Origin of the sequence: Oscillibacter sp. PEA192 (assembly GCF_003574015.1) — a bacterium.
Taxonomy (GTDB): Bacteria; Bacillota; Clostridia; order Oscillospirales; family Oscillospiraceae; genus Oscillibacter; species Oscillibacter welbionis.
Window position 1 is genome coordinate 251,903 of the sequence record NZ_AP018532.1, and the last position, 24,669, is coordinate 276,571.

Annotated in this window: 24 protein-coding genes and 3 pseudogenes; all 27 read left to right on the forward strand. The window is 47.3% G+C overall.

What is annotated here, in order from left to right; genetic code table 11:
• The first annotated feature begins 11 nt into the window (after positions 1–11).
• The gene (locus DN611_RS01140; protein ID WP_002589068.1) at positions 12–284 is read left to right on the forward strand and encodes a DUF5720 family protein; all 273 of its coding nucleotides are present in this window, start codon (positions 12–14) and stop codon (positions 282–284) included.
• 28 nt (positions 285–312) lie between these two features.
• Positions 313–501 (forward strand): hypothetical protein, encoded by a 189-nt coding sequence (locus DN611_RS01145; protein WP_083830145.1) that lies wholly within the window; start codon positions 313–315, stop codon positions 499–501.
• A gap of 67 nt (positions 502–568) precedes the next feature.
• Positions 569–1,447: a DUF6017 domain-containing protein gene (locus DN611_RS01150; protein ID WP_006059572.1), complete on the forward strand. Its 879-nt coding sequence runs from the start codon at positions 569–571 to the stop codon at positions 1,445–1,447.
• A gap of 36 nt (positions 1,448–1,483) precedes the next feature.
• Positions 1,484–2,251 carry a BRO family protein gene (locus DN611_RS01155; protein WP_002589066.1) on the forward strand — a complete coding sequence of 256 codons (768 nt, stop codon included), beginning with the start codon at positions 1,484–1,486 and terminating at the stop codon, positions 2,249–2,251.
• 23 nt (positions 2,252–2,274) lie between these two features.
• Positions 2,275–2,586 (forward strand): DUF5720 family protein, encoded by a 312-nt coding sequence (locus DN611_RS01160; protein WP_024738869.1) that lies wholly within the window; start codon positions 2,275–2,277, stop codon positions 2,584–2,586.
• A gap of 100 nt (positions 2,587–2,686) precedes the next feature.
• Positions 2,687–3,187: a PcfB family protein gene (locus DN611_RS01165; RefSeq protein WP_119310450.1), complete on the forward strand. Its 501-nt coding sequence runs from the start codon at positions 2,687–2,689 to the stop codon at positions 3,185–3,187.
• Positions 3,184–5,013, forward strand: coding sequence for a VirD4-like conjugal transfer protein, CD1115 family (locus DN611_RS01170; protein ID WP_119310451.1), 1,830 nt, complete (start codon positions 3,184–3,186; stop codon positions 5,011–5,013). The genes DN611_RS01165 and DN611_RS01170 overlap by 4 nt, the downstream gene beginning before the upstream one ends.
• A 218-nt stretch (positions 5,014–5,231) precedes the next feature.
• On the forward strand, positions 5,232–5,450 hold the full coding sequence (locus DN611_RS01175; protein WP_003525154.1) for a Maff2 family mobile element protein: 219 nt from the start codon (positions 5,232–5,234) through the stop codon (positions 5,448–5,450).
• A gap of 69 nt (positions 5,451–5,519) precedes the next feature.
• A pseudogene (locus DN611_RS01180) lies at positions 5,520–6,158 on the forward strand (VirB6/TrbL-like conjugal transfer protein, CD1112 family); the annotation flags it as partial.
• Between the two features lie 608 nt (positions 6,159–6,766).
• Positions 6,767–8,599: a reverse transcriptase domain-containing protein gene (locus DN611_RS01185; RefSeq protein WP_119310453.1), complete on the forward strand. Its 1,833-nt coding sequence runs from the start codon at positions 6,767–6,769 to the stop codon at positions 8,597–8,599.
• Between the two features lie 99 nt (positions 8,600–8,698).
• Positions 8,699–8,977 (forward strand): annotated as a pseudogene (locus DN611_RS01190) (VirB6/TrbL-like conjugal transfer protein, CD1112 family); the annotation flags it as partial.
• A gap of 13 nt (positions 8,978–8,990) precedes the next feature.
• Positions 8,991–9,536, forward strand: coding sequence for an MT-A70 family methyltransferase (locus DN611_RS01195; protein ID WP_002589060.1), 546 nt, complete (start codon positions 8,991–8,993; stop codon positions 9,534–9,536).
• 14 nt (positions 9,537–9,550) lie between these two features.
• On the forward strand, positions 9,551–10,006 hold the full coding sequence (locus DN611_RS01200; protein WP_002589059.1) for a PrgI family protein: 456 nt from the start codon (positions 9,551–9,553) through the stop codon (positions 10,004–10,006).
• Positions 9,963–12,362 carry a VirB4-like conjugal transfer ATPase, CD1110 family gene (locus DN611_RS01205; protein WP_006059580.1) on the forward strand — a complete coding sequence of 800 codons (2,400 nt, stop codon included), beginning with the start codon at positions 9,963–9,965 and terminating at the stop codon, positions 12,360–12,362. Before DN611_RS01200 ends, DN611_RS01205 begins: the two co-directional genes overlap by 44 nt.
• A 2-nt stretch (positions 12,363–12,364) precedes the next feature.
• A complete protein-coding gene (locus tag DN611_RS01210; protein WP_002569211.1) occupies positions 12,365–12,739 on the forward strand; it encodes a DUF3851 family protein in 375 nt (124 codons plus the stop codon).
• A complete protein-coding gene (locus DN611_RS01215) occupies positions 12,732–14,441 on the forward strand; it encodes a CHAP domain-containing protein (RefSeq protein ID WP_024724979.1) in 1,710 nt (569 codons plus the stop codon). The genes DN611_RS01210 and DN611_RS01215 overlap by 8 nt, the downstream gene beginning before the upstream one ends.
• Positions 14,442–14,470: 29 nt before the next feature.
• Entirely contained in the window at positions 14,471–14,722 is a 252-nt protein-coding gene (locus DN611_RS01220; RefSeq protein WP_006059582.1) for a DUF4315 family protein, read from the forward strand.
• Positions 14,712–15,464 (forward strand): DUF4366 domain-containing protein, encoded by a 753-nt coding sequence (locus DN611_RS01225; RefSeq protein WP_110441751.1) that lies wholly within the window; start codon positions 14,712–14,714, stop codon positions 15,462–15,464. Before DN611_RS01220 ends, DN611_RS01225 begins: the two co-directional genes overlap by 11 nt.
• Positions 15,465–15,612: 148 nt before the next feature.
• Positions 15,613–16,320: a hypothetical protein gene (locus DN611_RS01235; protein ID WP_002589131.1), complete on the forward strand. Its 708-nt coding sequence runs from the start codon at positions 15,613–15,615 to the stop codon at positions 16,318–16,320.
• Positions 16,301–17,761: pseudogene (locus DN611_RS01240) on the forward strand (DNA topoisomerase); the annotation flags it as partial. The gene DN611_RS01235 and the pseudogene DN611_RS01240, both read left to right, overlap by 20 nt.
• Before the next feature lie 11 nt (positions 17,762–17,772).
• Positions 17,773–19,695, forward strand: coding sequence for a recombinase family protein (locus tag DN611_RS01245; RefSeq protein ID WP_110437420.1), 1,923 nt, complete (start codon positions 17,773–17,775; stop codon positions 19,693–19,695).
• The gene (locus DN611_RS01250; RefSeq protein WP_005930786.1) at positions 19,692–20,075 is read left to right on the forward strand and encodes a TnpV protein; all 384 of its coding nucleotides are present in this window, start codon (positions 19,692–19,694) and stop codon (positions 20,073–20,075) included. Before DN611_RS01245 ends, DN611_RS01250 begins: the two co-directional genes overlap by 4 nt.
• Before the next feature lie 109 nt (positions 20,076–20,184).
• Positions 20,185–20,433: a ferredoxin gene (locus DN611_RS01255; protein WP_097780879.1), complete on the forward strand. Its 249-nt coding sequence runs from the start codon at positions 20,185–20,187 to the stop codon at positions 20,431–20,433.
• The gene (locus DN611_RS01260) at positions 20,411–20,701 is read left to right on the forward strand and encodes a molecular chaperone (protein WP_097780880.1); all 291 of its coding nucleotides are present in this window, start codon (positions 20,411–20,413) and stop codon (positions 20,699–20,701) included. Before DN611_RS01255 ends, DN611_RS01260 begins: the two co-directional genes overlap by 23 nt.
• A gap of 505 nt (positions 20,702–21,206) precedes the next feature.
• Positions 21,207–21,893: a DUF6973 domain-containing protein gene (locus DN611_RS01265; RefSeq protein ID WP_110437421.1), complete on the forward strand. Its 687-nt coding sequence runs from the start codon at positions 21,207–21,209 to the stop codon at positions 21,891–21,893.
• A 99-nt stretch (positions 21,894–21,992) separates the two neighbouring features.
• A complete protein-coding gene (locus DN611_RS01270) occupies positions 21,993–22,850 on the forward strand; it encodes a metallophosphoesterase (protein WP_097780881.1) in 858 nt (285 codons plus the stop codon).
• 545 nt (positions 22,851–23,395) lie between these two features.
• Positions 23,396–24,625: a serine/arginine repetitive matrix protein 2 gene (locus DN611_RS01275; protein ID WP_172592759.1), complete on the forward strand. Its 1,230-nt coding sequence runs from the start codon at positions 23,396–23,398 to the stop codon at positions 24,623–24,625.
• Positions 24,626–24,669 lie beyond the last annotated feature (44 nt).

The following is a 24,669-nucleotide window of genomic DNA, read 5'->3' on the forward strand; positions in this document are numbered from 1 at the left end:
AGGGAGAGCCTATGAAAGATATTGCAGCAAGGGAGCTGAAAGGCCACAACATTCTTGCAGTGGAGCGATTTTGGGACAGCACTTGCTGGATGATTGAGTTTACTGTCTTGCGCCCTACTGCTTATGGAGAACCTGGTGACGAAATGAGGCTTTTTCTCACAGAGGACGGGTATCAGTCAGCTCTGCAAAGCCAGCAGCGTCGAGAAATCAAAATTAAGAGATATGCTCATGTTATTGAGGGGCATATCCTCGACTTCAAGCCTAAAAAACACCGTCGTTCATAACCGATACAACGAAAGGAAAGGAATGAATATGTGTACTGTAAGAGAAATCCGAGAAGCTATTCAAGAAGATTGCCGCTCACAGCGTGATATGGAATCCACCGAGATTGACCGTGTTTTTCAAACCTTACCATTTTCTCAGGAAAGGGATCTGTTTGATAAACCACCAATGCCAAAACGCCTCTACCGACGCAAGAAAAAAGATACAGACAGACCCTAACCGCTGCCACAATTCTTTTATGAATTGCGGCTTTTTTCATACCTGAGAAATGAAAGGAGTGAAGTAAATGGCTGTTTTTCGTGTAGAACGCACTGGCGATTACACGGTTATGAGCAATTTTCATCTAAAAGACAAACGACTTTCTTTGAAGGCAAAGGGTCTCTTGTCGCAAATGTTATCTCTGCCTGATGACTGGGATTATACGCTGTCAGGACTCAGCTATATCAATCGAGAAAGCAAAGATGCAATCCGCTCTGCTGTCAATGAGCTTGAAACAGCCGGATACATTCGGCGCAGACAGACAACTGATGCTTCTGGTAAATTCGCAGCCAATGAGTATACCATTTTTGAGCGTCCCATCGAGGGAGAACCGATGTTGGATAAGCCGTTGTCGGAAAACCCGATAACGGTAAACCCGTCAGCGGTAAATCCGTTACCGGAAAATCCAACACAATTAAATACTAAGAAATCAAATACCCAAAAACAAAATACTCATGGATCAAATACCGATTCCATTCCCTTCCGGGAAACAGCGGCGGTAATACCGCCGGAACGGAAAGGAAGGGATGCGATGTCTGTCACAGAGATAGAAAATTATCGGGAATTGATTTTGGAGAATATCGAGTATGATTGTCTGAAGCAGCGTTATCCTCTCTACCTGGATGACCTGAATGAGATCGTAGAGCTGTTGGTAGAAACGGTCTGTGCCAAACGAAAGACCACCCGGATCTCTGGTGCGGACTTTCCTCATGAAATTGTACGCTCCCGCTTTTTGAAGCTGGACAGCTCTCACATCGAGTTTGTCATGGACTGTCTGCAAAAGAACACCACCCAGGTACACAACATCAAGCAGTACCTGCTTGCAGTGCTGTTCAACGCTCCTACCACCATGAATAACCACTACACTTCACTGGTAAATCACGATATGCACGCAGGCGGCTGGTAATCAGCCGCTTTTGTATTACACCAAAGGAGGCACAGCATGAATCAGATTGAAATTTTCAATAGTCCAGAGTTCGGAAGCATTCGCACTTTGGAACAGAATGGCAAAGTATTATTTTGCGGTACAGATGTGGCAACAGCGCTGGGATATACCAATCCACGCAAAGCCGTCCGCGACCATACCAGGGGTGGAACGAAATGTTCCATAGGGGTCCAGACTGGGAAAAAGGCAGATGGAAGCCCCGCGGTACAAATGGTCGAAATGCTCTTTATCCCCGAAGGTGATCTATATCGTCTGATCGCCCATAGTAAACTGCCGTCAGCGGAACGGTTTGAACAATGGGTGTTTGATGAAGTTCTACCTGCCATTCGCAAGCACGGAGCCTATCTCACAAAAGAGAAGTTGTGGGAGATAGCCACTTCTCCGGAAGCTCTGATAAAGCTCTGCTCCGAGCTGCTTGCTGAGCGGGAAGAAAATGCGTCGCTACGAGAGGAAAATGCCCTGCTGGAGAGTAAGGCAGCCTTTTATGATTTGTTCATCGACCTCAATCACAGTACCAACCTCCGCACCACCGCCAAAGAGTTGCTTGTCCCGGAGCGTCGGTTTGTCCGTTTCCTTCTGGAAAAGCGTTTTGTGTACCGCACCGCATCCGGTAATGTACTGCCCTATGCAAAGCCAGCCAATGAAGGACTGTTTTGTGTCAAAGACTACTGCAATCACGGGCATATCGGCTCCTATACGCTGATAACCCCGCAAGGCAAACTCTACTTTGCTCAGCTGAGAGACATGATTTTGATGGTTGTATGAGAGTGGGAAAGGAAGTGAGTTTTATGCCAGAAGGCAAAACAATCGGTCAGCTGATGGAAGAAATGCGCCAGAAAGCTGGAGCGCAGAACTATCACGGCCATGACTACATGGATCTCCAGCGATTTGCTGAGAACACCCGGCACATGATTATTTTTGATGTGCTGACGCATGACTCCCCGGTGGGCTGGAAAGGTGAACGAACCCGCCTGTTTTTGTCAGATAAGGGCTATGAAAAAGCTCTGAACAGTCAGGCAAAGGGACAGATCAAGATTCTCAGTCATGCAAAGGTCAGAAATGGAGATTTGCTCTATGACCGTTCTGAGCAAATTCGTTGAGGGCGGTTCGATGAAGAAATACCTTCTCCGGCGGCTGGTGGTCCCGCCTTAGAAATAAATGCACCACCCCTGCACATTTTGTGGAAAGGAGGCGATGAAAATGCAGGAAGAAGTGGAAAACAGGACTTTAACGCTGGTTGTCAGCGGAACAAAGTTCACCGGCAGGCTGCTCAAAGCCGCCATCAGCAAGTACCTTGCCCACCGCAAGGAAAAGAAGCTGCAAAAGCAGAGAAGCCGTGACGCGCCTGTGAAGCCCCAGGGCAAGCAGACGGTGAAACAGCTGATTGGTCAAAACCAAGGGGTTTCCAACATCGAGATCACCGACCCCTCCATCAAGGAGTTTGAGAAGATCGCCCGGAAATACGGCGTGGACTATGCGGTGAAGAAGGACCGCAGCAGCTCCCCACCCAAGTACCTGATCTTTTTCAAGGGTCGGGACGCGGATGCCCTGACCGCTGCTTTTACCGAGTACACCGGGAAAAAGGTCAGAAAGGCGGAGAAATCCGAGCGCTCGTCCGTGCTGGCAAAGCTGAGCCAGTTCAAAGAACTGGTAAAACACGCCGTCGTGGACCGGAACAAGCGGAAGGAGCTGGAACGATGAAAAAGCAGCTGAACATCAAAAAGCTCATTTTGCTGAATCTGCCGTATATCCTGATGGGGCTTTTCTCCACCAACTTCGGTGAAGCGTGGCGGATGGCCGTGGGTGCGGACGCTTCGGCAAAAATGCTCTCGTTCTTCTCCACGCTGCCGGTGGCGCTGGCCAGCTGGTGGCCCAGCCTGCACCCGCTGGACCTGCTGGTGGGCCTGTGCTGCTGCGGCGGCCTGCGGCTGGCTGTGTACCTGAAAAGCAAGAACGCCAAGAAGTACAGGCACGGCATGGAATACGGTTCCGCCCGGTGGGGAACCCATGAGGACATTACACCCTACATCGACCCGGTATTCCAGAACAATGTGATTCTGACGAAAACGGAGAGCCTGACAATGAACAGCCGCCCCAAGGACCCAAAGACCGCCAGAAACAAAAATGTGCTGGTGATTGGCGGCTCCGGTTCCGGTAAGACCCGCTTCTGGCTCAAACCGAATCTGATGCAGATGCACAGTTCCTATGTGGTCACAGACCCGAAGGGAACCATTTTGGTGGAGTGCGGAAAAATGCTCCAAAGGGGCGCACCCAAGCTGGGGAAAGACGGAAAGCCTATGAAGGATAAGCACGGCAAGGTCATTTATGAGCCGTACCGAATCAAGGTCCTAAATACCATTAACTTCAAGAAGTCCATGCACTATAACCCTTTCGCCTATATCCATAGCGAAAAGGACATCTTGAAGCTGGTAACAACGCTGATCGCCAATACCAAAGGCGAAGGCAAGGCCGGAGACGATTTCTGGGTAAAAGCAGAAACCTTGTTGTACTGCGCGCTTATTGGCTATATCCATTATGAGGCTCCGGTGGAGGAACAAAACTTCTCCACCCTCATTGAGTTCATCAACGCCATGGAAGTCCGTGAGGATGACGAGGAGTTCAAAAACCCCGTAGACCTGATGTTTGATGCACTGGAAGCCGAGAAGCCAAACCACTTTGCGGTGCGCCAGTATAAGAAATATAAGCTGGCCGCCGGAAAAACAGCCAAGTCGATTTTGATTTCCTGCGGCGCTCGCCTTGCCGTGTTCGACATTGCAGAGTTGCGTGAGGTCACGGCTTATGATGAGCTGGAGCTTGATACTTTGGGAGACCGGAAAACTGCCCTGTTTCTCATTATGAGTGATACAGATGACAGCTTTAACTTCCTGATCTCCATGTGTTATACCCAGCTTTTCAATCTGCTCTGCGAAAAAGCCGACGATGTGTATGGCGGCAGGCTTCCAGTCCATGTGCGCTGTCTCATTGATGAAGCCGCCAATATCGGGCAGATTCCTCGTCTGGAAAAGCTGGTGGCCACCATCCGAAGCCGTGAGATCTCCGCCTGTCTGGTGTTGCAGGCGCAGAGTCAGCTCAAGGCGATTTATAAGGACAACGCCGATACCATTATCGGAAACATGGATACTTCCATCTTCCTGGGCGGTAAAGAGCCGACTACCCTCAAAGAGCTGGCTGCCGTGCTGGGCAAGGAAACCATCGACACCTACAACACCGGAGAGAGCCGTGGCCGGGAAACTTCCCACTCTCTCAACTATCAAAAATTGGGGAAAGAGCTGATGAGCCAGGATGAGCTTGCTGTTATGGATGGCGGCAAGTGCATCTTGCAGCTGCGCGGTGTGCGCCCTTTTCTTTCGGATAAGTACGACATCACCAAGCACCCTAATTTCAAATACACAGCTGATGCAGACAAGCGAAATACCTTTGATATTGAAGCATTTTTGTCTGCCAGACTAAAACTCAAGCCTGATGAGGTCTGCGATGTATATGAAGTAGACACGGAGGGCGTGTAATACGGTTCCGCTGAGAAAGGAGTGATCGTATCTATTTGCCGCAACTGCCCTCTATGGGCCATTGGCGTACAAAGCGGACAATCGCAAGAAAAAATAATGAAAAAGGAGGACAGCCGGAATCATGCCCTCGGAAACCGGGCGGCAGATTGTTCCGGCTTTTGTATGCCTATGAAACATGACAAACCTATTTTTTAATCAGATTCCGGCTAACAAACTATATGGCATTTTTTGAACAGGCAATCACCGTTCTTCAGACCCTCGTTATCGCGCTCGGTGCCGGTCTCGGTATCTGGGGCGTTATCAACCTGCTGGAAGGTTACGGCAACGACAACCCCGGCGCCAAGAGCCAGGGCATGAAGCAGCTCATGGCCGGTGCTGGTGTAGCCGTGGTAGGCATGGTCCTTGTACCTCTGCTCTCCGGGCTTTTCTCTGTCTAAGCGTCTCCGTATGAAATCCTTGCCGCTCCCGCAGTTTTGCGGGGGCGGCGGAAAGGAGGTTGACACCGTATGGATTTCTTACTTGAAGCCCTGACAAATTGGCTGAAAGAAATGCTGGTGGGCGGCATTATGAGCAACCTTTCGGGGATGTTTGACAGTGTAAACCAGCAGGTCGCGGATATATCCGTACAGGTAGGCCAGACCCCACAGGGATGGAATGGCAGTATTTTCAGCATGATTGAGAATCTGTCCAACTCCATCATGGTGCCGATTGCAGGCGTGATCCTGGCTATCGTGATGACCGTAGACCTGATCCAGATGATCGCAGACAAGAACAACCTGCATGATGTGGACACCTGGATGATTTTCAAGTGGGTGTTCAAATCAGCCGCTGCCATCCTCATTGTCACAAATACATGGAATATCGTGATGGGCGTCTTTGATATGGCGCAGAGCGTAGTGGCGCAGGCGGCAGGGGTTATCAATTCGGATGCGTCCATTGACATTTCCTCAGTTATGACCGATCTGGAACCGAGGCTGATGGAAATGGATCTGGGACCGCTGTTCGGACTGTGGTTCCAATCCCTCTTTATTGGCATTACTATGTGGGCGTTATATATCTGTATCTTTATCGTTATTTATGGCCGTATGATCGAAATCTACCGCGCGTCCAGAAGCGCCGCTTTTCATCCAAAGGCGGTGTGCGGGCATTTTGGGAACCCGGCTTTAGCAAGCCGGTAAAGAAAAGTATCAAAGACGTGAAAAGCGTCACTTTAGCGTCATCCGATTTACCCCGGAGGGAAACCACAAGGGGGACAATAGCGTATCGGAAAAATCGCAAGTTGGGAAAACCATCTACCCACGACTGAGCGGCAAGACGCAACATTGTGAATGAGGAGCAAGGCTAAACTGCTTTAAGGGCAGTCCGAGGCGGGATACTCGACCCGGCGGCGCAGGATGGTTGTATTCGCCGTATGTCATAGCGGAATGTGACAGGTAAACACAGACCGCACGATACTTATGACAGCCAGCCGCAGTAAGCGGAAAAGGACGAAAACCCACTACCGACATCACAATACGCTTTTCCCAAAGTGTCTAACTGGAGATTGCCTAAACCGGAACGCCGGAACTATCCGGCTATGCGTAATGCCGCAAGGCGATAAATTTCAAGGGGTAAAAACCCAAGAAAGATGACGCTGAATATCCGGCATGGCAACGGAGCCTCCGTAGTAGTCCGAGGGCGGGAAAGCCGTCTACATGGCGAAGGGAGGCAGGATGTCAACCAATTCATAAAAAGGAAAGGTGCGTGAGGCATTATGAGAAGTCCTGAAAATGTGTTGGAAAGCCTAAAATCCAAGGCGTGTAACAAGAGCTACAAGTACGAGCGGTTATACCGCAACCTGTACAATCCACAATTCTATCTGCTGGCATATCAGCGGATACAGGCGAAACCAGGCAACATGACAGCCGGAACAGACGGCAAAACCATTGACGGAATGGGAATGGCAAGGATAAACGCCCTCATTGAAAAGATGCGGGATTTTAGTTATCAGCCTAACCCGGCAAGGAGAACGTATATCCCGAAATCCAATGGGAAAATGCGTCCTCTGGGGATACCGTCATTCGACGATAAACTGATACAGGAGGTGGTGCGGCTCATCTTAGAGAGTATTTATGAGCCAACCTTTAGCGACTATTCCCACGGTTTCCGTATAAACAGAAGCTGTCATACGGCACTCAAATATGTGCAGAAATATTTTACGGGGACAAAGTGGTTCGTTGAGGGAGATATAAAGGGCTGTTTTGACAACGTAGACCATCATGTGTTGATTGCTATTTTGCGAAAGCGGATTGCAGATGAACGTTTCATCGGTCTGCTCTGGAAGTTCTTGAAAGCTGGATATATGGAGGATTGGAATTATCACAATACTTATTCCGGCACTCCGCAAGGCTCCATCATCAGCCCTATCCTTGCAAACATCTACATGAACGAACTGGATAGCTATATGGCAGAGTATGCAGAGAAATTCAACTGCGGAAACCGCCGTAAAATCAATCCTGCGTTCAAGAAGAAGCTGGATGTCTGCCGGGGGAAAGAACAAAGGCTTAAAAGAAATCTCTCTAAAATGAGCGAGGAAGAAAAAGAGGGCTTAATTGCAGAAATCCGGGAACTGCGGCGTAGTCTGAAATCTATGCCGTATAGCGACCAGATGGACGATAGCTATAAACGGATTTGCTATATCCGATATGCCGATGATTTCTTAATTGGAGTTATCGGCAGCAAAGAGGACGCAGAACAGATTAAACAAGATGTAGGCTGCTTTATCCGGGACAAACTCCATCTGGAAATGTCCGAGGAAAAGACATTGATTACTCATGGACACGACGCTGCGAAGTTCTTGGGATATGAGGTCACAATCGCCAAAGGCGAACACAACAAAAAGACCAAAACCGGGGCTACCAGACGGGTAAACAATGGAAAAGTCTTACTTTATGTTCCCCATGATAAGTGGGTAAAACGACTGTTCTCCTACAATGCCCTCAAGATTAAATACGACAAACAAAATGGAAACAAAGAGGTTTGGGAACCTGTCCGGCGCACTCGCCTGTTGCACTTGGACGATTTGGAAATCCTAAACCAATACAACGCAGAAATCCGTGGATTGTATAACTACTACCGACTTGCAAACAACGTGTCTGTACTCAATAACTTCTACTATGTAATGAGATACAGTATGCTCAAAACCTTTGCTGGAAAATATCGGACACGAATCAGCAGAATTATCCGCAAGTACCGTCAAGGAAAAGATTTTGTTGTGGAATATCCGAAGAAAAACGGCAAGGTCGGAAAGGTATTGTTTTACAATAATGGGTTCCGCCGGGACACTAAAGTAGAAAGCGGAAATCCTGATATAGTAGCAAGAATTTTTGAGAATTATGGGCGTAATAGTCTTATAAAAAGACTGCAAGCAAACAGGTGTGAGTGGTGTGGCGCAGAGAATGTGCCGCTTGAAATACACCATATACGAAAACTCAAAGATTTAAGTGGCAGAAAACAATGGGAAATCGCCATGATTGGGCGTAAGCGCAAGACAATGGCACTCTGCGTCTACTGTCACGACAAGTTACACGCGGGGAAATTAGACTGACATCTGGAGAGCCGGATACGCTGAGAGGTGTAAGTCCGGTTCGGAGGGGAGTTCTCGGAAACCTGCCATAGTGATATGGTAAGGCGCCGGGTTCTTACCCTACTTGTGACTTCGGTGGCTCCCGTTCCAATGGCTGCAATGATGGGTAAAGAATGGGGCGGTATGGGACAGAATTACCTCCGATCCCTGCTGGCGCTGGGCTTTCAGGCGTTTCTCATTATCGTCTGCGTGGCAATTTATGCTGTGCTGGTGCAGAACATCGCTCTGGAAGATGACATCATCATGGCAATCTGGAGCTGCGTGGGCTACACCGTACTGCTGTGCTTTACGCTGTTCAAAACCGGCAGTCTCGCAAAATCAGTCTTTCAGGCGCACTAAAGGAGGGTTCTGTATGAAAAAATATCAAATCATTTACGCAGACCCGCCATGGAACTACAAAGTATATTCCAAGAAAGGATTGGGACGCAGTGCAGAAAGTCACTATCCGACCATGAGTATCGAGGATATTTGTGCGCTGCCAGTAGGCAACTTGGCGGATAAAGACTGTGCCTTGTTTTTATGGGTCACGATTCCATGTTTACTGGAAGGTCTCTCAGTTCTGAAGGCATGGGGATTTACCTATAAAACCGTCGGCTTTGTTTGGGTAAAGCAAAATCGAAAGGCAGATAGCTTGTTCTGGGGAATGGGATATTGGACGCGCTCCAATGTGGAACTTTGTATCCTCGCAACGAAAGGACATCCCAAGCGTATAAACGCAGCTGTTCATCAGGTCATTGTCTCTCACATTGAAGAACATTCAAAAAAACCGCAGGAAGCCAGAGAACGCATTGTCTCATTGATGGGTGATCTCCCGCGCATAGAACTGTTTGCTCGTCAATCCACACCCGGTTGGGATGTGTGGGGAAATGAAGTGGACAGCTCTATTTCATTCCCATAAAGGAGGTGGATAATATGGCTTATGTACCCGTACCCAAAGATTTAACCAAAGTCAAAACCAAGGTCATGTTCAATCTGACACGAAGGCAGCTGGTCTGCTTTACCGCCGGGGCGCTTGTAGGTGTACCGCTGTTCTTGTGGCTCCGTGAGCCTGCGGGAAACAGCATGGCTGCCATGTGTATGATGCTGGTCATGATGCCCTTCTTCCTGCTGGCAATGTATGAAAAGCATGGACAGCCCCTTGAAAAGATCGTCGGCAACATCCTCAAAGTAGCTGTGATCCGTCCCAAGCAGCGTCCCTACCAGACCAATAACTTTTATGCCGTATTAAAGCGGCAGGAAATGCTCGATAAGGAGGTGTATGACATTGTTCACCGCAATGAAAAGCTGGCTGCGCCGTCTGCTGGGAAAACCGGAAGAAAAGACCGTGCATCCGGTAAAGACAAAGAAAAAGCTGTCCCGCGCCGATAAGAAGCAGATCGAAGCGGCCATTGCCCGCGCCAACCGCACGGACAAAAAAGGAAAATCGGCACAGGACAGTATCCCCTATGAACGAATGTGGCCGGACGGGATCTGCCGCGTATCGGACAGCCACTACACAAAGACCATTCAGTTTCAGGACATCAACTATCAGCTCTCCCAAAATGAAGATAAGACCGCGATCTTTGAGGGCTGGTGTGATTTCCTCAATTATTTCGACAGCTCGATTCACTTCCAGCTGTCTTTTTTGAACCTTGCGGCATCGGAGGAGACCTTTGCCAACTCCATTTCCATTCCGCCCCAGGGGGATGCCTTTGACAGTATCCGTGAGGAATATACCACGATGCTGCAAAATCAGCTGGTCAGAGGCAACAACGGTCTCATCAAGACCAAATACCTGACCTTTGGTATCAACGCTGACAGCATCAAAGCCGCCAAGCCCCGTCTGGAGCGTATTGAGACCGATATACTCAATAACTTCAAGCGTCTTGGTGTAGCCGCCAGAACATTGGACGGTAAGGAAAGGCTTTCCCAGCTTCATGCGGTATTCCACATGGATGAACAGCTCCCGTTTCAGTTTGAATGGGACTGGCTGGCTCCTTCCGGCCTGTCCACGAAAGATTTTATTGCACCAAGCTCCTTTGAGTTCCGCACCGGCAAGCAGTTCCGTATGGGCAAGAAATACGGGGCTGTTTCTTTTTTGCAGATTTTAGCCCCAGAGCTGAATGACCGTCTGCTGGCTGATTTTCTGGATATGGAAAGCTCGCTCATTGTGAGTATGCACATTCAGTCGGTGGATCAGGTGAAAGCCATCAAAACGGTAAAGCGTAAGATTACCGATCTGGACCGCAGTAAGATTGAGGAACAGAAAAAAGCAGTCCGCGCCGGATACGACATGGACATCATTCCTTCTGACCTTGCCACCTACGGCAGCGAAGCGAAAAAGCTGTTGCAGGATTTGCAGAGCCGAAACGAGAGAATGTTCCTGGTCTCCTTTTTGGTGCTGAACACAGCGGACACCCCCCGTCAGCTTGGCAACAACATCTTTCAGGCAGGCTCTATTGCCCAGAAGTATAACTGCCAGCTGACCAGACTGGACTTCCAGCAGGAAGAAGGGCTGATGAGCTGTCTGCCCCTGGGACTCAATCAGATCGAGATTCAGCGAGGGCTGACCACCAGTTCTACGGCTATCTTTGTACCATTCACCACACAGGAATTATTCCAGAACGGCAAGGAAGCCCTGTACTACGGCATCAATGCCCTGTCCAACAACCTCATCATGGTGGATAGAAAGCTGCTGAAAAACCCCAACGGCTTGATTTTGGGTACGCCGGGTTCCGGTAAGTCTTTCAGCGCCAAGCGTGAGATTGCCAACTGCTTTTTGCTTACCAATGATGATGTCATCATCTGTGACCCGGAAGCGGAGTACGCGCCCCTGGTGGATCGTCTGCATGGGCAGGTCATCAAGATCTCGCCTACCTCAACCAACTACATCAATCCGATGGATCTGAACCTGGACTATTCGGATGATGAAAGCCCGCTGTCCCTCAAGTCTGACTTTATCCTCAGCTTGTGTGAGCTGATCGTGGGCGGTAAGGACGGATTGCAGCCGGTGCAGAAAACCATCATCGACCGTTGTGTGCGTCTGGTCTATCAGACCTACCTCAATGACCCGCGCCCGGAGAATATGCCCATACTGGAGGACCTATATAACCTGCTCCGTTCACAGGAGGAAAAGGAAGCCCAGTATATCGCCACGGCCCTTGAAATCTATGTAACCGGCTCCCTCAATGTGTTCAATCACCAGAGCAATGTGGACATCAATAACCGCATTGTCTGCTATGACATTAAGGAGCTGGGCAAGCAACTCAAGAAAATCGGTATGTTGGTGGTCCAGGATCAGGTGTGGAACCGCGTTACCATTAACCGTGCCGCCCACAAGTCCACCCGTTATTACATCGACGAGATGCACCTGCTTTTGAAGGAGGAGCAGACCGCCGCTTATACGGTGGAAATCTGGAAGCGATTCCGCAAATGGGGCGGTATTCCGACAGGTATCACCCAGAATGTCAAAGACCTTTTGAGCAGCCGCGAGGTGGAGAACATCTTTGAAAACTCCGACTTCGTGTATATGCTCAACCAGGCAGGCGGAGACCGTCAGATTCTCGCCAAGCAGCTGGGCATTTCCACGCACCAGCTTAGCTATGTGACCCACTCCGGTGAGGGCGAGGGCCTGCTGTTCTATGGCTCCACCATCCTGCCCTTCGTTGACCACTTCCCGAAGAATACTGAGCTTTACCGCATTATGACCACCAAACCCCAGGAACTGAAAAAGGAGGATGAATAACTATGAAACAGAATATTTGCGAACTTGATACCATGATTTTTTTCCGTGAGGCATTGGAGGCTCACGAATTCATGTTGCTTCCGGTAATGGCCTCCGCTGTTGTTGAGTGTCGTACCGCTGACAAAGAACTCAAAACCTTGAATGAGGATGGCGAAATTGGTCTTGCCCGTCTCTTTTCGATTTGGGCGAATATGATGTGTGCCCCTGGTGCAGCAACCATTGTAGGGTGCAGACCTATCACAATGCTCTCTGAGATTCTGGCGCAAGTCCATGCGTATCTCACCGTGCATCCGCTATATGATCCGGAAGGTTTGGCCCTCTATGTGGAGCTGCACCACATGATGGATGCTATCCTAATGGGTGATTGGTTTGAATAAAGAGCCGCGCCTGCGCTTTACTGATGAGGAACGGGCTGACCCTGCACTGGAAAAGCCGATCCGCAAAACGGAGAAAGCTACGGCCAGAGCAGATAAGGCGCAGGCCAATATTCCAAAGAAAAAAGTCAGACAGACGGTCATTGACCCGGACACCGGGAAAAAGACCTCGAAGCTGACCTTTGAGGACAAGAAAAAACCACCTTCCAAACTTTCTCAAGGGGTTAAGGAAGCTCCCGTCCATCTGGTCGCGGGCAAGTTTCACAAAGAGATCCGGGAAACAGAACAGGACAATGTGGGCGTGGAAAGCGCCCACAAGTCCGAGGAGGCGGTGGAGACCAGCGCTTATCTGGTGCGGGAGGGCTATCGCAGCCACAAGCTGAAGCCGTACCGCAAAGCAGCCCAGGCCGAGCAGAAGCTGGAAAAGGCAAATGTAAATGCCCTGTACCAGAAGTCCCTACGGGAAAATCCTCAGTTTACCAGCAACCCTCTCTCCCGCTGGCAGCAAAAACAGAGTATCAAAAAGCAGTATGCCGTCGCCAAGCGCACCGGTCAGACTGCCGGAAATACCGCCCAGGCTGCGTCCAAAACCGGAAAAGCCGCAAGGACGGTAAAAGAAAAGGCACAGCAGGCAGGGGCATTCGTCATGCGCCACAAGAAGGGCTTCCTGATGGCAGGGGTTTTTTTCCTCATCGCCTGTATGCTGATGAATACCATGTCCTCCTGCTCTATGATGGCACAGAGTATTGGTTCTGTAATTTCCGGCACTACCTATCCATCGGATGACCCGGAAATGCTGGCGGTGGAGGCAGATTATGCAGACAGAGAAGCTCGGTTGCAGGAGAAAATCGACAACATCGAAAGCAGCCACCCAGGGTATGACGAGTATCGCTATAACCTTGGCATGATCGGCCATGACCCCCATGAGCTTGCGGCGTTTCTCTCTGCTGTCTTGCAGGGCTATACACGCCACAGCGCACAGGCAGAGCTGGAGCGTGTGTTTGATGCACAGTATCAGCTCACGCTGAGAGAAGAAATTCAGATTCGCACTTACACTGACGAAGATGGGGATGAGCATGAATATGAATATCGTATTCTCCATGTAACTTTAACAAGCCGTTCCATTGCCTCTCTTGCGCCAGAACTACTGACTCCGGAGCAGATGGAGATGTACCAGGTCTACCGACAGACTATGGGCAATAAGCCGCTGTTGTTTGGTGGCGGTTCTCCCGATACAGGTGTTTCTGAAGATTTGACTGGTGTTGAATTTATCAATGGCACCCGCCCCGGCAATCCGCAGCTGGTGGAACTGGCGAAAAGTCAGGTGGGCAATGTGGGAGGACAACCTTATTGGAGCTGGTACGGCTTTGACTCCCGTGTGGAATGGTGTGCCTGCTTTGTATCATGGTGCTATGGTCAATCCGGTCGAACGGAACCACGCTTTGCTGGTTGTCAGTCTCAGGGTGTTCCGTGGTTCCAGTCTCATGGACAGTGGGGCGCACGAGGATATGAAAACATCGCCCCCGGTGATGCCATTTTCTTCGATTGGGATCTGGATGGTTCCGCAGACCATGTGGGAATTGTTGTCGGCACCGATGGCAGCCGTGTTTATACCGTGGAGGGAAATTCCGGCGATGCCTGCAAGATCAAAAGTTATGACCTGAATTATCAGAGTATCAAGGGCTACGGCCTGATGAACTGGTAACAGAGATTTTTTAGAAGGAGTGATAGACAATGGCAAAGAACAAAATTGAACGCATTGACCAGGAGATTACTAAGGTCCGCGAGAAGATCGCAGAGTATCAGGAAAAGCTCAAGGCACTGGAGACACAGAAAACCGAGGCAGAAAATCTGGAGATCGTCCAGATGGTGCGCGCACTGCGTATGACCCCGGCTCAGCTGAGCGCCATGCTGTCCGGAGGCACAGTTCCCGGCAGTTTGGCTGATGACAACAACGAACAGGAGGAAAACAGCTATGAGGAATAAACGATTGCTCCGAACACTTTCCGCCATTTGCCTGACGCTGGTTCTGGCATTGGGCTTTACCGTTCCCGCTTTTGCCCAGGGCGCAGCTCCGCCCCCGGCAGAGGATACCACCAATGACAGCAATGTGGTGGTGGAAGAAACGGAAAAAGCACCTCCGCTGACCCCGGATGGCAACGCCGCTCTGGTGGATGATTTTGGTGGCAACAAGCAGCTCATTACCGTTACCACCAAGGCAGGCAACTATTTTTATATCCTGATCGACAGGGCCAACGAGGATAAAAAGACTGCTGTTCACTTTCTGAACCAGGTGGATGAAGCGGACCTGATGGCACTGATGGAAGATGGAAATGCCAAAGAGGAGCCGCCAGCTGTGTGCAGCTGCACGAAGAAATGTGAAGCAGGGGCAGTTAATACGGCCTGCCCGGTCTGTGTAACTGATAAGAGTAAATGTACGGGAAAAGCACCGGAACCTCCGGCAGAAACACCGGAGCCGGAAAAAGAGAAGCCTGCCGGACTGAACCCGGCTGCCCTGATCCTTCTGCTGGCTCTGCTGGGCGGCGGTGGCGTATTTGCCTACTTGAAGCTCGTTAAGAATAAGCCTAAGACCAAGGGCAATGACAGTCTGGACGATTATGATTATGGTGAGGAAGATTCCGAGGAATGGGAAACCGAAGATGAGGAAGTCCTTGAGGATGGTTTTGAGGGTTCTGACCCTAATGAGGAACGCGATAGAGCAGATTGAACCATTTGAGCGTAGCGTATTTCAAATCATTGCGGGATAAGGGACAGAGGACAGGGAGAAATTCCTGTCCTCTGCTGCTCTACTCACTCTCTTACTGTAAATCCACACCCAAAATCAGCACATGGTCAAAAAAAAGGAGGACCTCACAATGAACACATGGAACTGGTTATTACACTTTCTGATTATTTTTGATCTGGTCGCCTTCGGAATTTACTTTGGAGGAGACATTCTTTTCACTGCTATCAGCAAAGTTCAAAAAAAGTCAAAGAAGGACGATGACTTGGATCTTTATGATTTTGAAATTGAGACCGCACCCCAAAAGCGCTCTTTATGTGTGGACTCAATCCGAATGCTTTATTCTGGTGAGATAGATGAATTTGTGGAAAAGGAACTGTTGCCTGATGCAGCGGAGACCATGAACGCTTTATCTGAAGCTGAAAAAACAGCAGTTAGCCTGTTACTAAAAGCTTATATCGGTTTTTTGAGCGAAGAAGCAACGGTAGATGAACAAAGTTTTCCCATGGTTAAGGAACTGTTGTCTTATACACAGGGCAGCAAAGAAGATGGTGAAAAAGATGCCATAGATTGTCTGATGGAAGATACGGTCAGCAGAACCCACAGACATCGAGAATATTACAACAATTATCAACGCTATCAACTGATGCAGGTGGATAAAGAGCGTGTGATTATGGCCTGCAATATCATAATCAATGATTTGATTGGCAGGTTGTACCGATATGATTATCGCTTTGGCTATGACATTACACTTGCCTCAGAACACAGCATTGCAAAAAAACTGTCTGATAATTGGCAGAATGAATGGGAGGTTGAAGATTATGAAGCTGGTGATTGCTGAAAAACCATCGGTTGCACAAAGTCTGTCGGCGGTGATTGGTGCAACCGCCCGTAAGGACGGGTATCTGGAGGGAAACGGCTGGCGTGTCAGCTGGTGCGTGGGCCATCTGGCCGGGCTTGCAGATGCAGACAGCTATGACCCCAAGTATGCCAAGTGGCGATATGATGACCTGCCTATTCTGCCGGAGCATTGGCAGATGGTGGTGGGAAAGGATAAGAAAAAGCAGTTTGATATTCTCAAAAAGCTGATGAATGCCCCGGATGTGACGGAGGTGGTAAACGCTTGCGATGCCGGACGCGAGGGCGAGCTGATCTTCCGCAGTGTCTATGAGCTGGCAGGCTGCCAAAAGCCGATGAAAAGGCTTTGGATTTCTTCGATGGAGGACTCCGCCATCAGGGAGGGCTTTGCAAACCTCCGCCCCGGTGCGGACTATGACGGACTTCGGGATGCTGCTCTCTGTCGTGCCAAGGCCGACTGGCTGGTGGGGATCAATGCCACAAGGCTTTTTTCCGTGCTGTACCACCGCACCCTCAACATCGGGCGCGTGATGTCCCCTACGCTGGCACTCATTGTCCAGCGAGAAGCTGAGATCGACACCTTTAAGCCGGTTCCCTTTTATACCGTGGCACTGGAGCTGCCCGGTCTTACCGTATCCGGGGAGCGCATGGCGGATAAGGCTGCTGCTGAGCAGCTGAAAGAAGCCTGTCAGGGTGTAAATGTCACTATCAAAAAGGTGGAATGCAAGGAAAAGTCCGAAAAGCCACCTGCCCTCTATGACCTGACTACTCTGCAAAGAGATGCCAACCGCCTGCTTGGATTTACAGCCCAGCAGACCCTGGACTATCTGCAAAGCCTGTATGAAAAGAAGCTCTGCACCTATCCCCGTACTGACAGCCGCTATCTGACTGGCGATATGGCAGACAGCCTGCCGGTGCTGGTGAATCTAGTTGCCAATGCTATGCCGTTTCGCAAAGGAATCGCCATTACCTGTGATCCGCAGACGGTCATCAACGATAAGAAAGTAACCGACCACCACGCAGTAATCCCTACCAGAAATCTCAAGGACGCAGACCTTTCTGCCCTTCCTGCGGGAGAAAAAGCGGTGCTGGAGCTGGTGGCTCTGCGTCTGATGTGCGCCGTAGCCCAGCCCCATATCTATTCGGAAACCGTTGTGATTGCAGCGTGTGCCGGTGGGGAGTTTACCACAAAAGGGAAAACAGTGAAGCACCTCGGATGGAAAGCACTGGAGGACGCTTATCGTGCCAAAATGAAGGATACAGAGCCGAAAAAAGAGGGCGTAGAGAAAGCCCTGCCGGAGCTGACCGAAGGACAGACACTTTCGGTTTCTGCGGCAATCGTCAAAGAAGGCAAAAGCAGTCCGCCTCAGCACTTTACGGATGTGATATTTTGTGAGCGTAAGGAGTGGATAGGAATTGAAGAAAGGAGTTCAGCATGAGAAGAAAAAAAGATAAAAGCAATGGCATTACTGCTTTGTATGAAAGACTGTCTCGTGATGATGATAATGCTGGAGAGAGTAACAGTATAGTTCATCAAAAGCAAATACTTGAAGATTATGCTATGAAACATGGTTTTACGAATCTTGTTCATTTTACCGATGATGGTTGGAGTGGAGCGACCTTTGACAGACCTTCATGGAACAGACTTGTTGAAGGTGTTAAAAACGGAGAAATCACTGCCTGTATCTGCAAGGATATGTCCAGAATCGGCAGAGATCATCTGCAAGTAGGTTTTTTCACTGACATTCTGTTTAGAGAAAAGGAAGTTCGATTTATAGCAATCAATAATGGTATTGACAGTGACCGTCAAGAAACCAGTGAGTTTGCCCCTTTTCTGAATATCATGAATGAGTGGTTTGTCAGGGACACAAGTAAGAAAATTAAAGCTGTACTGAAATCCAGAGGTTCTTCCGGCAACGCTCATACAAGTAATATTCCACCATACGGCTATTTGAAAGACCCCGAAAACCCCGACCATTGGATTATTGATGAAGAAGCTGCTGAAGTAGTCCGCAGAATTTATCGCATGACTATTGAGGGAAAAGGACCTTATCAGATAGCAAGAGAACTTTCAGAAGAAAAAATAGAAAGACCATCTTATTATCTTGGCAAAAAGGGACTTGGAAATCATGCAAGCAACTATGACAAAGAAAATCCGTATATGTGGCGAGGAAATCAGGTTACTACTCTGATTGCCCGACCAGAGTATATCGGAAAGACTGTCAATTTCAGGACATTCAAAAATTCCTATAAGGACAAAAAGACGAAAAGGGCAGATAAGGAAGATTGGGTGGTTTTTGATGATACACAAGAGCCTATTGTCGATGAAGAAACATGGCTGCTTGCTCAAAAGTTAAGACAGAATGTAAGAAAAGCAGATCCTATGGGCGAGCCTAATGTTCTGACCGGAAAGATTTACTGTGCTGATTGTGGTGCGCCGATGTATAATCACAGGCAGCGGAAAGGGCGAGAAAGAATATACTATACTGCCAAAGGCGAAAAAAGGACAAGTCATTCCAATCCGGCAGATTGTTATGAATGTTCCACATATAATCTGGGTTGTCAGAGATATGACCGGCATTGTACTTGCCACCATATTTCAACAAAAGCACTTAAAAGCATCATTCTGAAAACCATACAGGAGACTTGCCATTATGTTTCTTTGAATGAGCGGGAGTTTGTTTATTCTCTGCAAGAAGAATCGGCGATGAAAGATATTGCTGTTTCTGAAACTGTAAAAAAACGCATTGAAAGAAATCAGAAGCGAGTTCACGAACTGGATATGCTTATCAGGAAAATCTATGAAGATAATGTGATTGGAAGATTGCCGGACAGGCTTTTTCAGAGTATGCTTACTGATTATGAAAATGAGCAGAACGAGCTGAACAAGATTATTGAGACTGACACCGCTGATATGCAACGGATTATAGGCGGTCAAAATAATGTGGAGCGTTTTCTAAAGCTGGTTAAAAAGTATGAGAACATTACAGAACTTACTCCTGCCATGATAAATGAATTTATCGACAAAATTCTGGTTCACGAGCCACAAGGAAAAGGTGCAGACCGCACCACAGAGGTGGAGATATATCTTAACTATGTCGGGCAATTTCAAGTACCTGTGGAGCAGCATGAGCCAACAGAGGAAGAAAGGATTGCTGCTGAAAAAGAGGCGGAACGACTTCGCAGAAAACGAGAATCCAATCGTAAGTATATGAAAAAGATTCGTGAGAAATCAAAAGAATTTGCGGAGCATGAGCGTATAGCAGAAGAAAAAAGTTCTGATAGCAATGTGTGTGTTGAACAGAACGCCACAAGCAAATCAAATCGGCAAAAAGTGAAAGGAGAAAAAATAGCATGACAGAATTGAAATCACGAATCCATGACAAAAGCAACGGTCTGGACTATGTTCTTGTGGGCGATTACTATGTGCCGGACTTGAAGCTACCGGAGGAACACCGCCCTATCGGTATGTGGGGCAGACTGCACAGGACATATTTGGAGCAGTACCGCCCTACAAGGTTCTCTGCCCTCTGTTTATCCGGCGAACTGCATACTTACCTTGCTGACCTGGACGAACAGGCAACGGAAAGATGCAGCCTTATCATTGAGCAGATGAAACAAGCCGAGGGTGTGACCGAAACCATGAAAGCAGACAATCAGATGTTGTGGGTACAGTCCATGAACTCTATTCGTAACCGAGCCGAAGAAATCATCAGACAGGAAATGATTTACTGCTGATTTTATCAAGTCCAAAACCAACATTTTTATATCGTAAACGAAGCGACAGGTATTTCCTTATGAAGTGTCTGTCGCTTTTCATTTATCAAACTTTAAGGAGGAAAACACAATGAAGATGAACCGGAATGAAATGGAAGCCCTTTATGCCTTTGGCTGTCCGAACCTGAAAGCAACTGTCGAGCGTTTGCGTATGGTGGCTGCCCTTGCACCCGATCCGGCGGCGAAGAAGTTGTTTTATATGCTTTCCGTCAAGCTGAGTGCTGAGGGTGTTGAAAGGTGGTATCGCTGCTTTTACCGCAAGCTGCGTGTGTTGAAAGACCATAGGGAGGGCTGCTATGACGAGACTGACGAAGATTGAGAAAGAAACAATCGTTCTCTTTAATGAGGGCGAGGACAAGGCAAATATCTATACCCACAACGCCGGATTGAAAAAGAGGCTGGCTGCTTTTACTAAGAAGTACCCTGACCTTTGCCGACTGGAAAAATCCAATGTTCAAGGCGGTGTTTCTTATGTGCTGGCAAAGTCCCGTCTGTCTATCCGCTTCCTGCCGCCTTACAGCGAGGAACGTAGACAGAAAGCCAGTGAATATGCGAAAAAGCATGGGCTGAACAGTCAACAGGGATAGTGTGATAATAAGGGCTGATATGCGGTTAAAATGTCAGGTGCAGACCTGATGTTTTGACTGCAATTACATATGGGGGATATAAAGTATCGCTCTGTCTTTAATATATGGAAATTGTGTTGCAAATATTTTCTTGTATCTAAATTTACAATATATTAATTGATTTCTCGATTGCTTTCAGGTATAATATTGCATAGGTAAATAAGTTGCAGTAAATATTTGAGATGTTAGTAAGGACATTAGAGTATGGTCAGCACATCAGCTCTATCATCATAAATGAAGGTGTAATTGTTCGAAAAGGTAATACATATACCATGCCTGTTGATGGTATAGCTAAACCACAAATCAAACTTGAAAAAACTGAAAATTTTTTCAAATAAAGTGTCCAAAATCAGGGGTTCAATCCGTTATAGAGGGTAACGGAAAACAAAGAAAGGAGTTGATACCAATGCAGTATCGAGAGCGTTATCTACAAATGAGTTCATAAATTTGAAAGGAGATATTAATTATGAAAATTATGAAGAAATTCTCTACCCTATTACTGACCGGTGTGTTGATGCTTGCAATGAGTGTACCAGCTTTCGCTGCGGAGCCGGAAACTGGGAATCTGAATGAAGTTACGACTACCAAAGATTTGGCAGTTTTGACCGCAGAACTTGAAGATTTTGTAGCACTCAATCCTGACAGCACAGAAGCTGAACAAGATGCACACTTAACACAGTTTATCCAGAATGGTGGACTGAACAGAGCAGCTACATATGGCATTGGTGACTATATCCCAGGATATAACAATCTTAACCCTGCTGAAAGAGAGCTTGTGAAGAAACATCCAGTTCAAGCTACTAAGGTGTTTACGACTGCACAATCCGCTACTGACTATACTATTAGCACCTATGGTAAAAATGGTTGGCAAGATAATTCTGATGCCTTCAGACATTGCCTTTGGAATGCATTGATGAAAAAAGCCATGGACGCTTCTGCTGCAGAAGAATGGGCAACTGCTCATGAATATGAGTCCAGTGGTCTTGATAAATCAATGGATTTGTTTAACAATAGTATTGGTAGATCTATTGATGTTTCCAATAAGTCTGAAGCTCAGATTGTTTCTGCGGTTAAGACTAAAGTCAGCAATGGTTCTTGCCGTCGTATCATCAATAATAAGTTGGTTGCTACCAATGGAGATGGAATGAAGTAATTATTCTATTTCATAACTATTTTAAGTAATATCTAACAAATGGTGTCACTACTGAATAAGCAGTGGCACCATTTGTAGTTAATTCAAAGGAGGATAATTATGAAAATAGTAGTTGGAGGGCAACACAAACGAAGAAATTTGATTGTGCTAATTTTGATTATCTTAGTTGTACTAATTGGCTGGATATTTTGGACGAATATGCATTTTACCTCAACGCATCTCTCCATTATAAATGACAAAATTCCCAAAGATTTTTATGGGTATAAAATTGCTGTTGTGTCAGACCTACACAACCATGATTGGAATGGAAAATTAACTGAGCAGCTACAAAAAGAAGCACCTGATATAATTGTGATAACAGGTGACTTTGTGGATTCTTCTCACACAGATTTCGGTGTAGCAAAGAAATTTATTTACGAAGCCAGAGATATAGCCCCGATTTACTATGTTACTGGAAATCATGAAGCTTGGCTTGATAATTATGATGATTTGCATAAACTACTGCTTGATGCAGGAGTTCATATAATGGACGATAAATGTGAACTTATAAAAAAAGGAAATTCAAATATTAACATTATAGGTATTCAAGATCCAGATTTTGTTGAGCGAGATACAATGGGTGGTATTCAAGGGGCAATTGTAGAGACAAAAATGGAGCCGTTGTTGGACAAGAAAATGTATAATATCGTTCTTTGCCATAGACCTGAACTCTTTGATAATTATGTTGCATTGGGTGCTGATTTGGTATTAGCAGGTCATGCTCATGGTGGGCAGATCCGTATTCCATTCATTGGTGGTTTAATTGCTCCTAATCAGGGATTTTTTCCAAAGTATACAGAAGGTGTTTATCACAAAGAAAAAACTGATATGGTAGTAAGTCGTGGATTGGGTAATTCCATCATTCCTGTGCGAATTAACAATACTCCTGAGCTTTTAATTGTTACATTAGGCAAGTAGCAATAAGCCTGTTTCAAAATCAGACATTTTTAATTATTTTTTAGTGACGAGATAAATATTAAGAAAAATAATATTTGCCGTTGTGATGCTCTTGAGTATGGAAAGAATGAAACGATGGAAATTGAATTTTAAGGATTTAGTGAGTTTTGTTTATCTATTTGCAGATTATCTGTAATCTGCCACAACTGAATATGACCGTCAAGGTCCGATGAAGAAACCGATGTATTGAGCGTAAAGCGATCATGCGTCGGTTTTTCTTTTTGCAAAATAGTCCGGTGGACTGTTTTGTAAAACCGAAGGAACTGACGGAGCTTGGGACAGGGCGAAGTCAGTTTGTTCGGGCGGGAGTACGGAGGGTGCAACCCTTTGTGCATGGGTACAGGGAATGCAATACCCCTGTGCAGGTCAAGGGCGGCAGCCTTGCCCAGTTAAGTGGCGTTTCGCCACTTAGTACTGGGTATTACTTGACGCAGAAAGCCGCAAGGAATCAGCTTCGCTGCCCTTCTCCCCTGTCGGGGAAATCAAAAAGAAAAGGAGGAACTCATGTGAAATTAACAAGACACAATGGACGAGCCGGAAAGAATGGCGTTTATAATCCGAAGCACAATGACCGCAGTTTTGACATTGCCAACAGCGAACACATTGACGAAGAACGAGCCAAACTAAATCTCTATTGGGACTGTTACAATGGCTTCAATTTCAAAAATCCCGAAAAGGAAAATGAACTGTCTGCCACTTTTGAAGATGTGGAACAGCTTTTTTATCGTCAGCGGTATCGTGAATTTGTGACCGGACAGAACGAAAGAAATGTGAAGAACCGACACCCTGAAAGGAATAAGGAAACCGGTGATTTGCTCAAAAGCAAAAAGACCTGTCCAGAGGAAACGGTCTATCAGATTGGAACACTTGATAATCATGTTCCACCGGAACTGCTCATTGAGATTGTCACAGAATTTATGGAAATCGTAAATGAGCGTTTCGGCTCTCATGTCCATATCCTGAATTGGGCGCTGCACTTGGATGAAAGCACCCCTCATATTCACGAGCGTCATGTGTTCGACTGTGAAAATCAATATGGGGAGATTGCCCCACAACAGGAAAAGGCTTTGGAAGCACTGGGGTTTGAACTGCCGGAACCGGAGAAGCCGGTCGGAAGAAAAAACAACCGCAAGATGACTTTCGATTCAGCCTGTCGAGTGCTTCTGTTTGATGTGGCGAAAAAGCATGGCTTACAACTGGAAGAAGAACCAGAATATGGTGGTCGTGCTTATCTGGAAAAACAGGACTATATTCTTTTCAAGCAAAAGGAGCAACTGGCAGCACAGGAGCAAAAGTTGGAAGAACTCACGATGAAGATTGAGGATGTGGAAGCTCTGGTGGATGAGGTTGCTGATATTGCCTATGACAAGGCGGTTGAAGTCGTTGCTGATACTGTGAAACTGGAAACGCACAAGGAGGATATTAAGCTTGTGGAGCAGTCTAAAGCGTGGGTTCTCTCCCCTGAGCGTAAGGCTTCAAAGAAAGAAATCGAGTATGCAACGAAACGATTGGATGGCGTGATTGCAAGAATCACAAATGCTATGAAATCAACCATTCAGAAAATCCAAACTACGCTGATGAAACCGGAGGTCAAAAAAGCCGGAACGGAGCAAATTAAGAAGAAAGCCAAAAGTTCCATTATAGAGCAGTTGAGCCGCAAAAAGAAAGAAATTGCAGAGCGTGAAGTCAGCCGGACAAATCAGGCGAAAAGCAAAAAACAGGATATGGAACTCTAAAGCACTTGCTGTTTTCACTTTGAAAATGACAGGTGCTTTTTTCG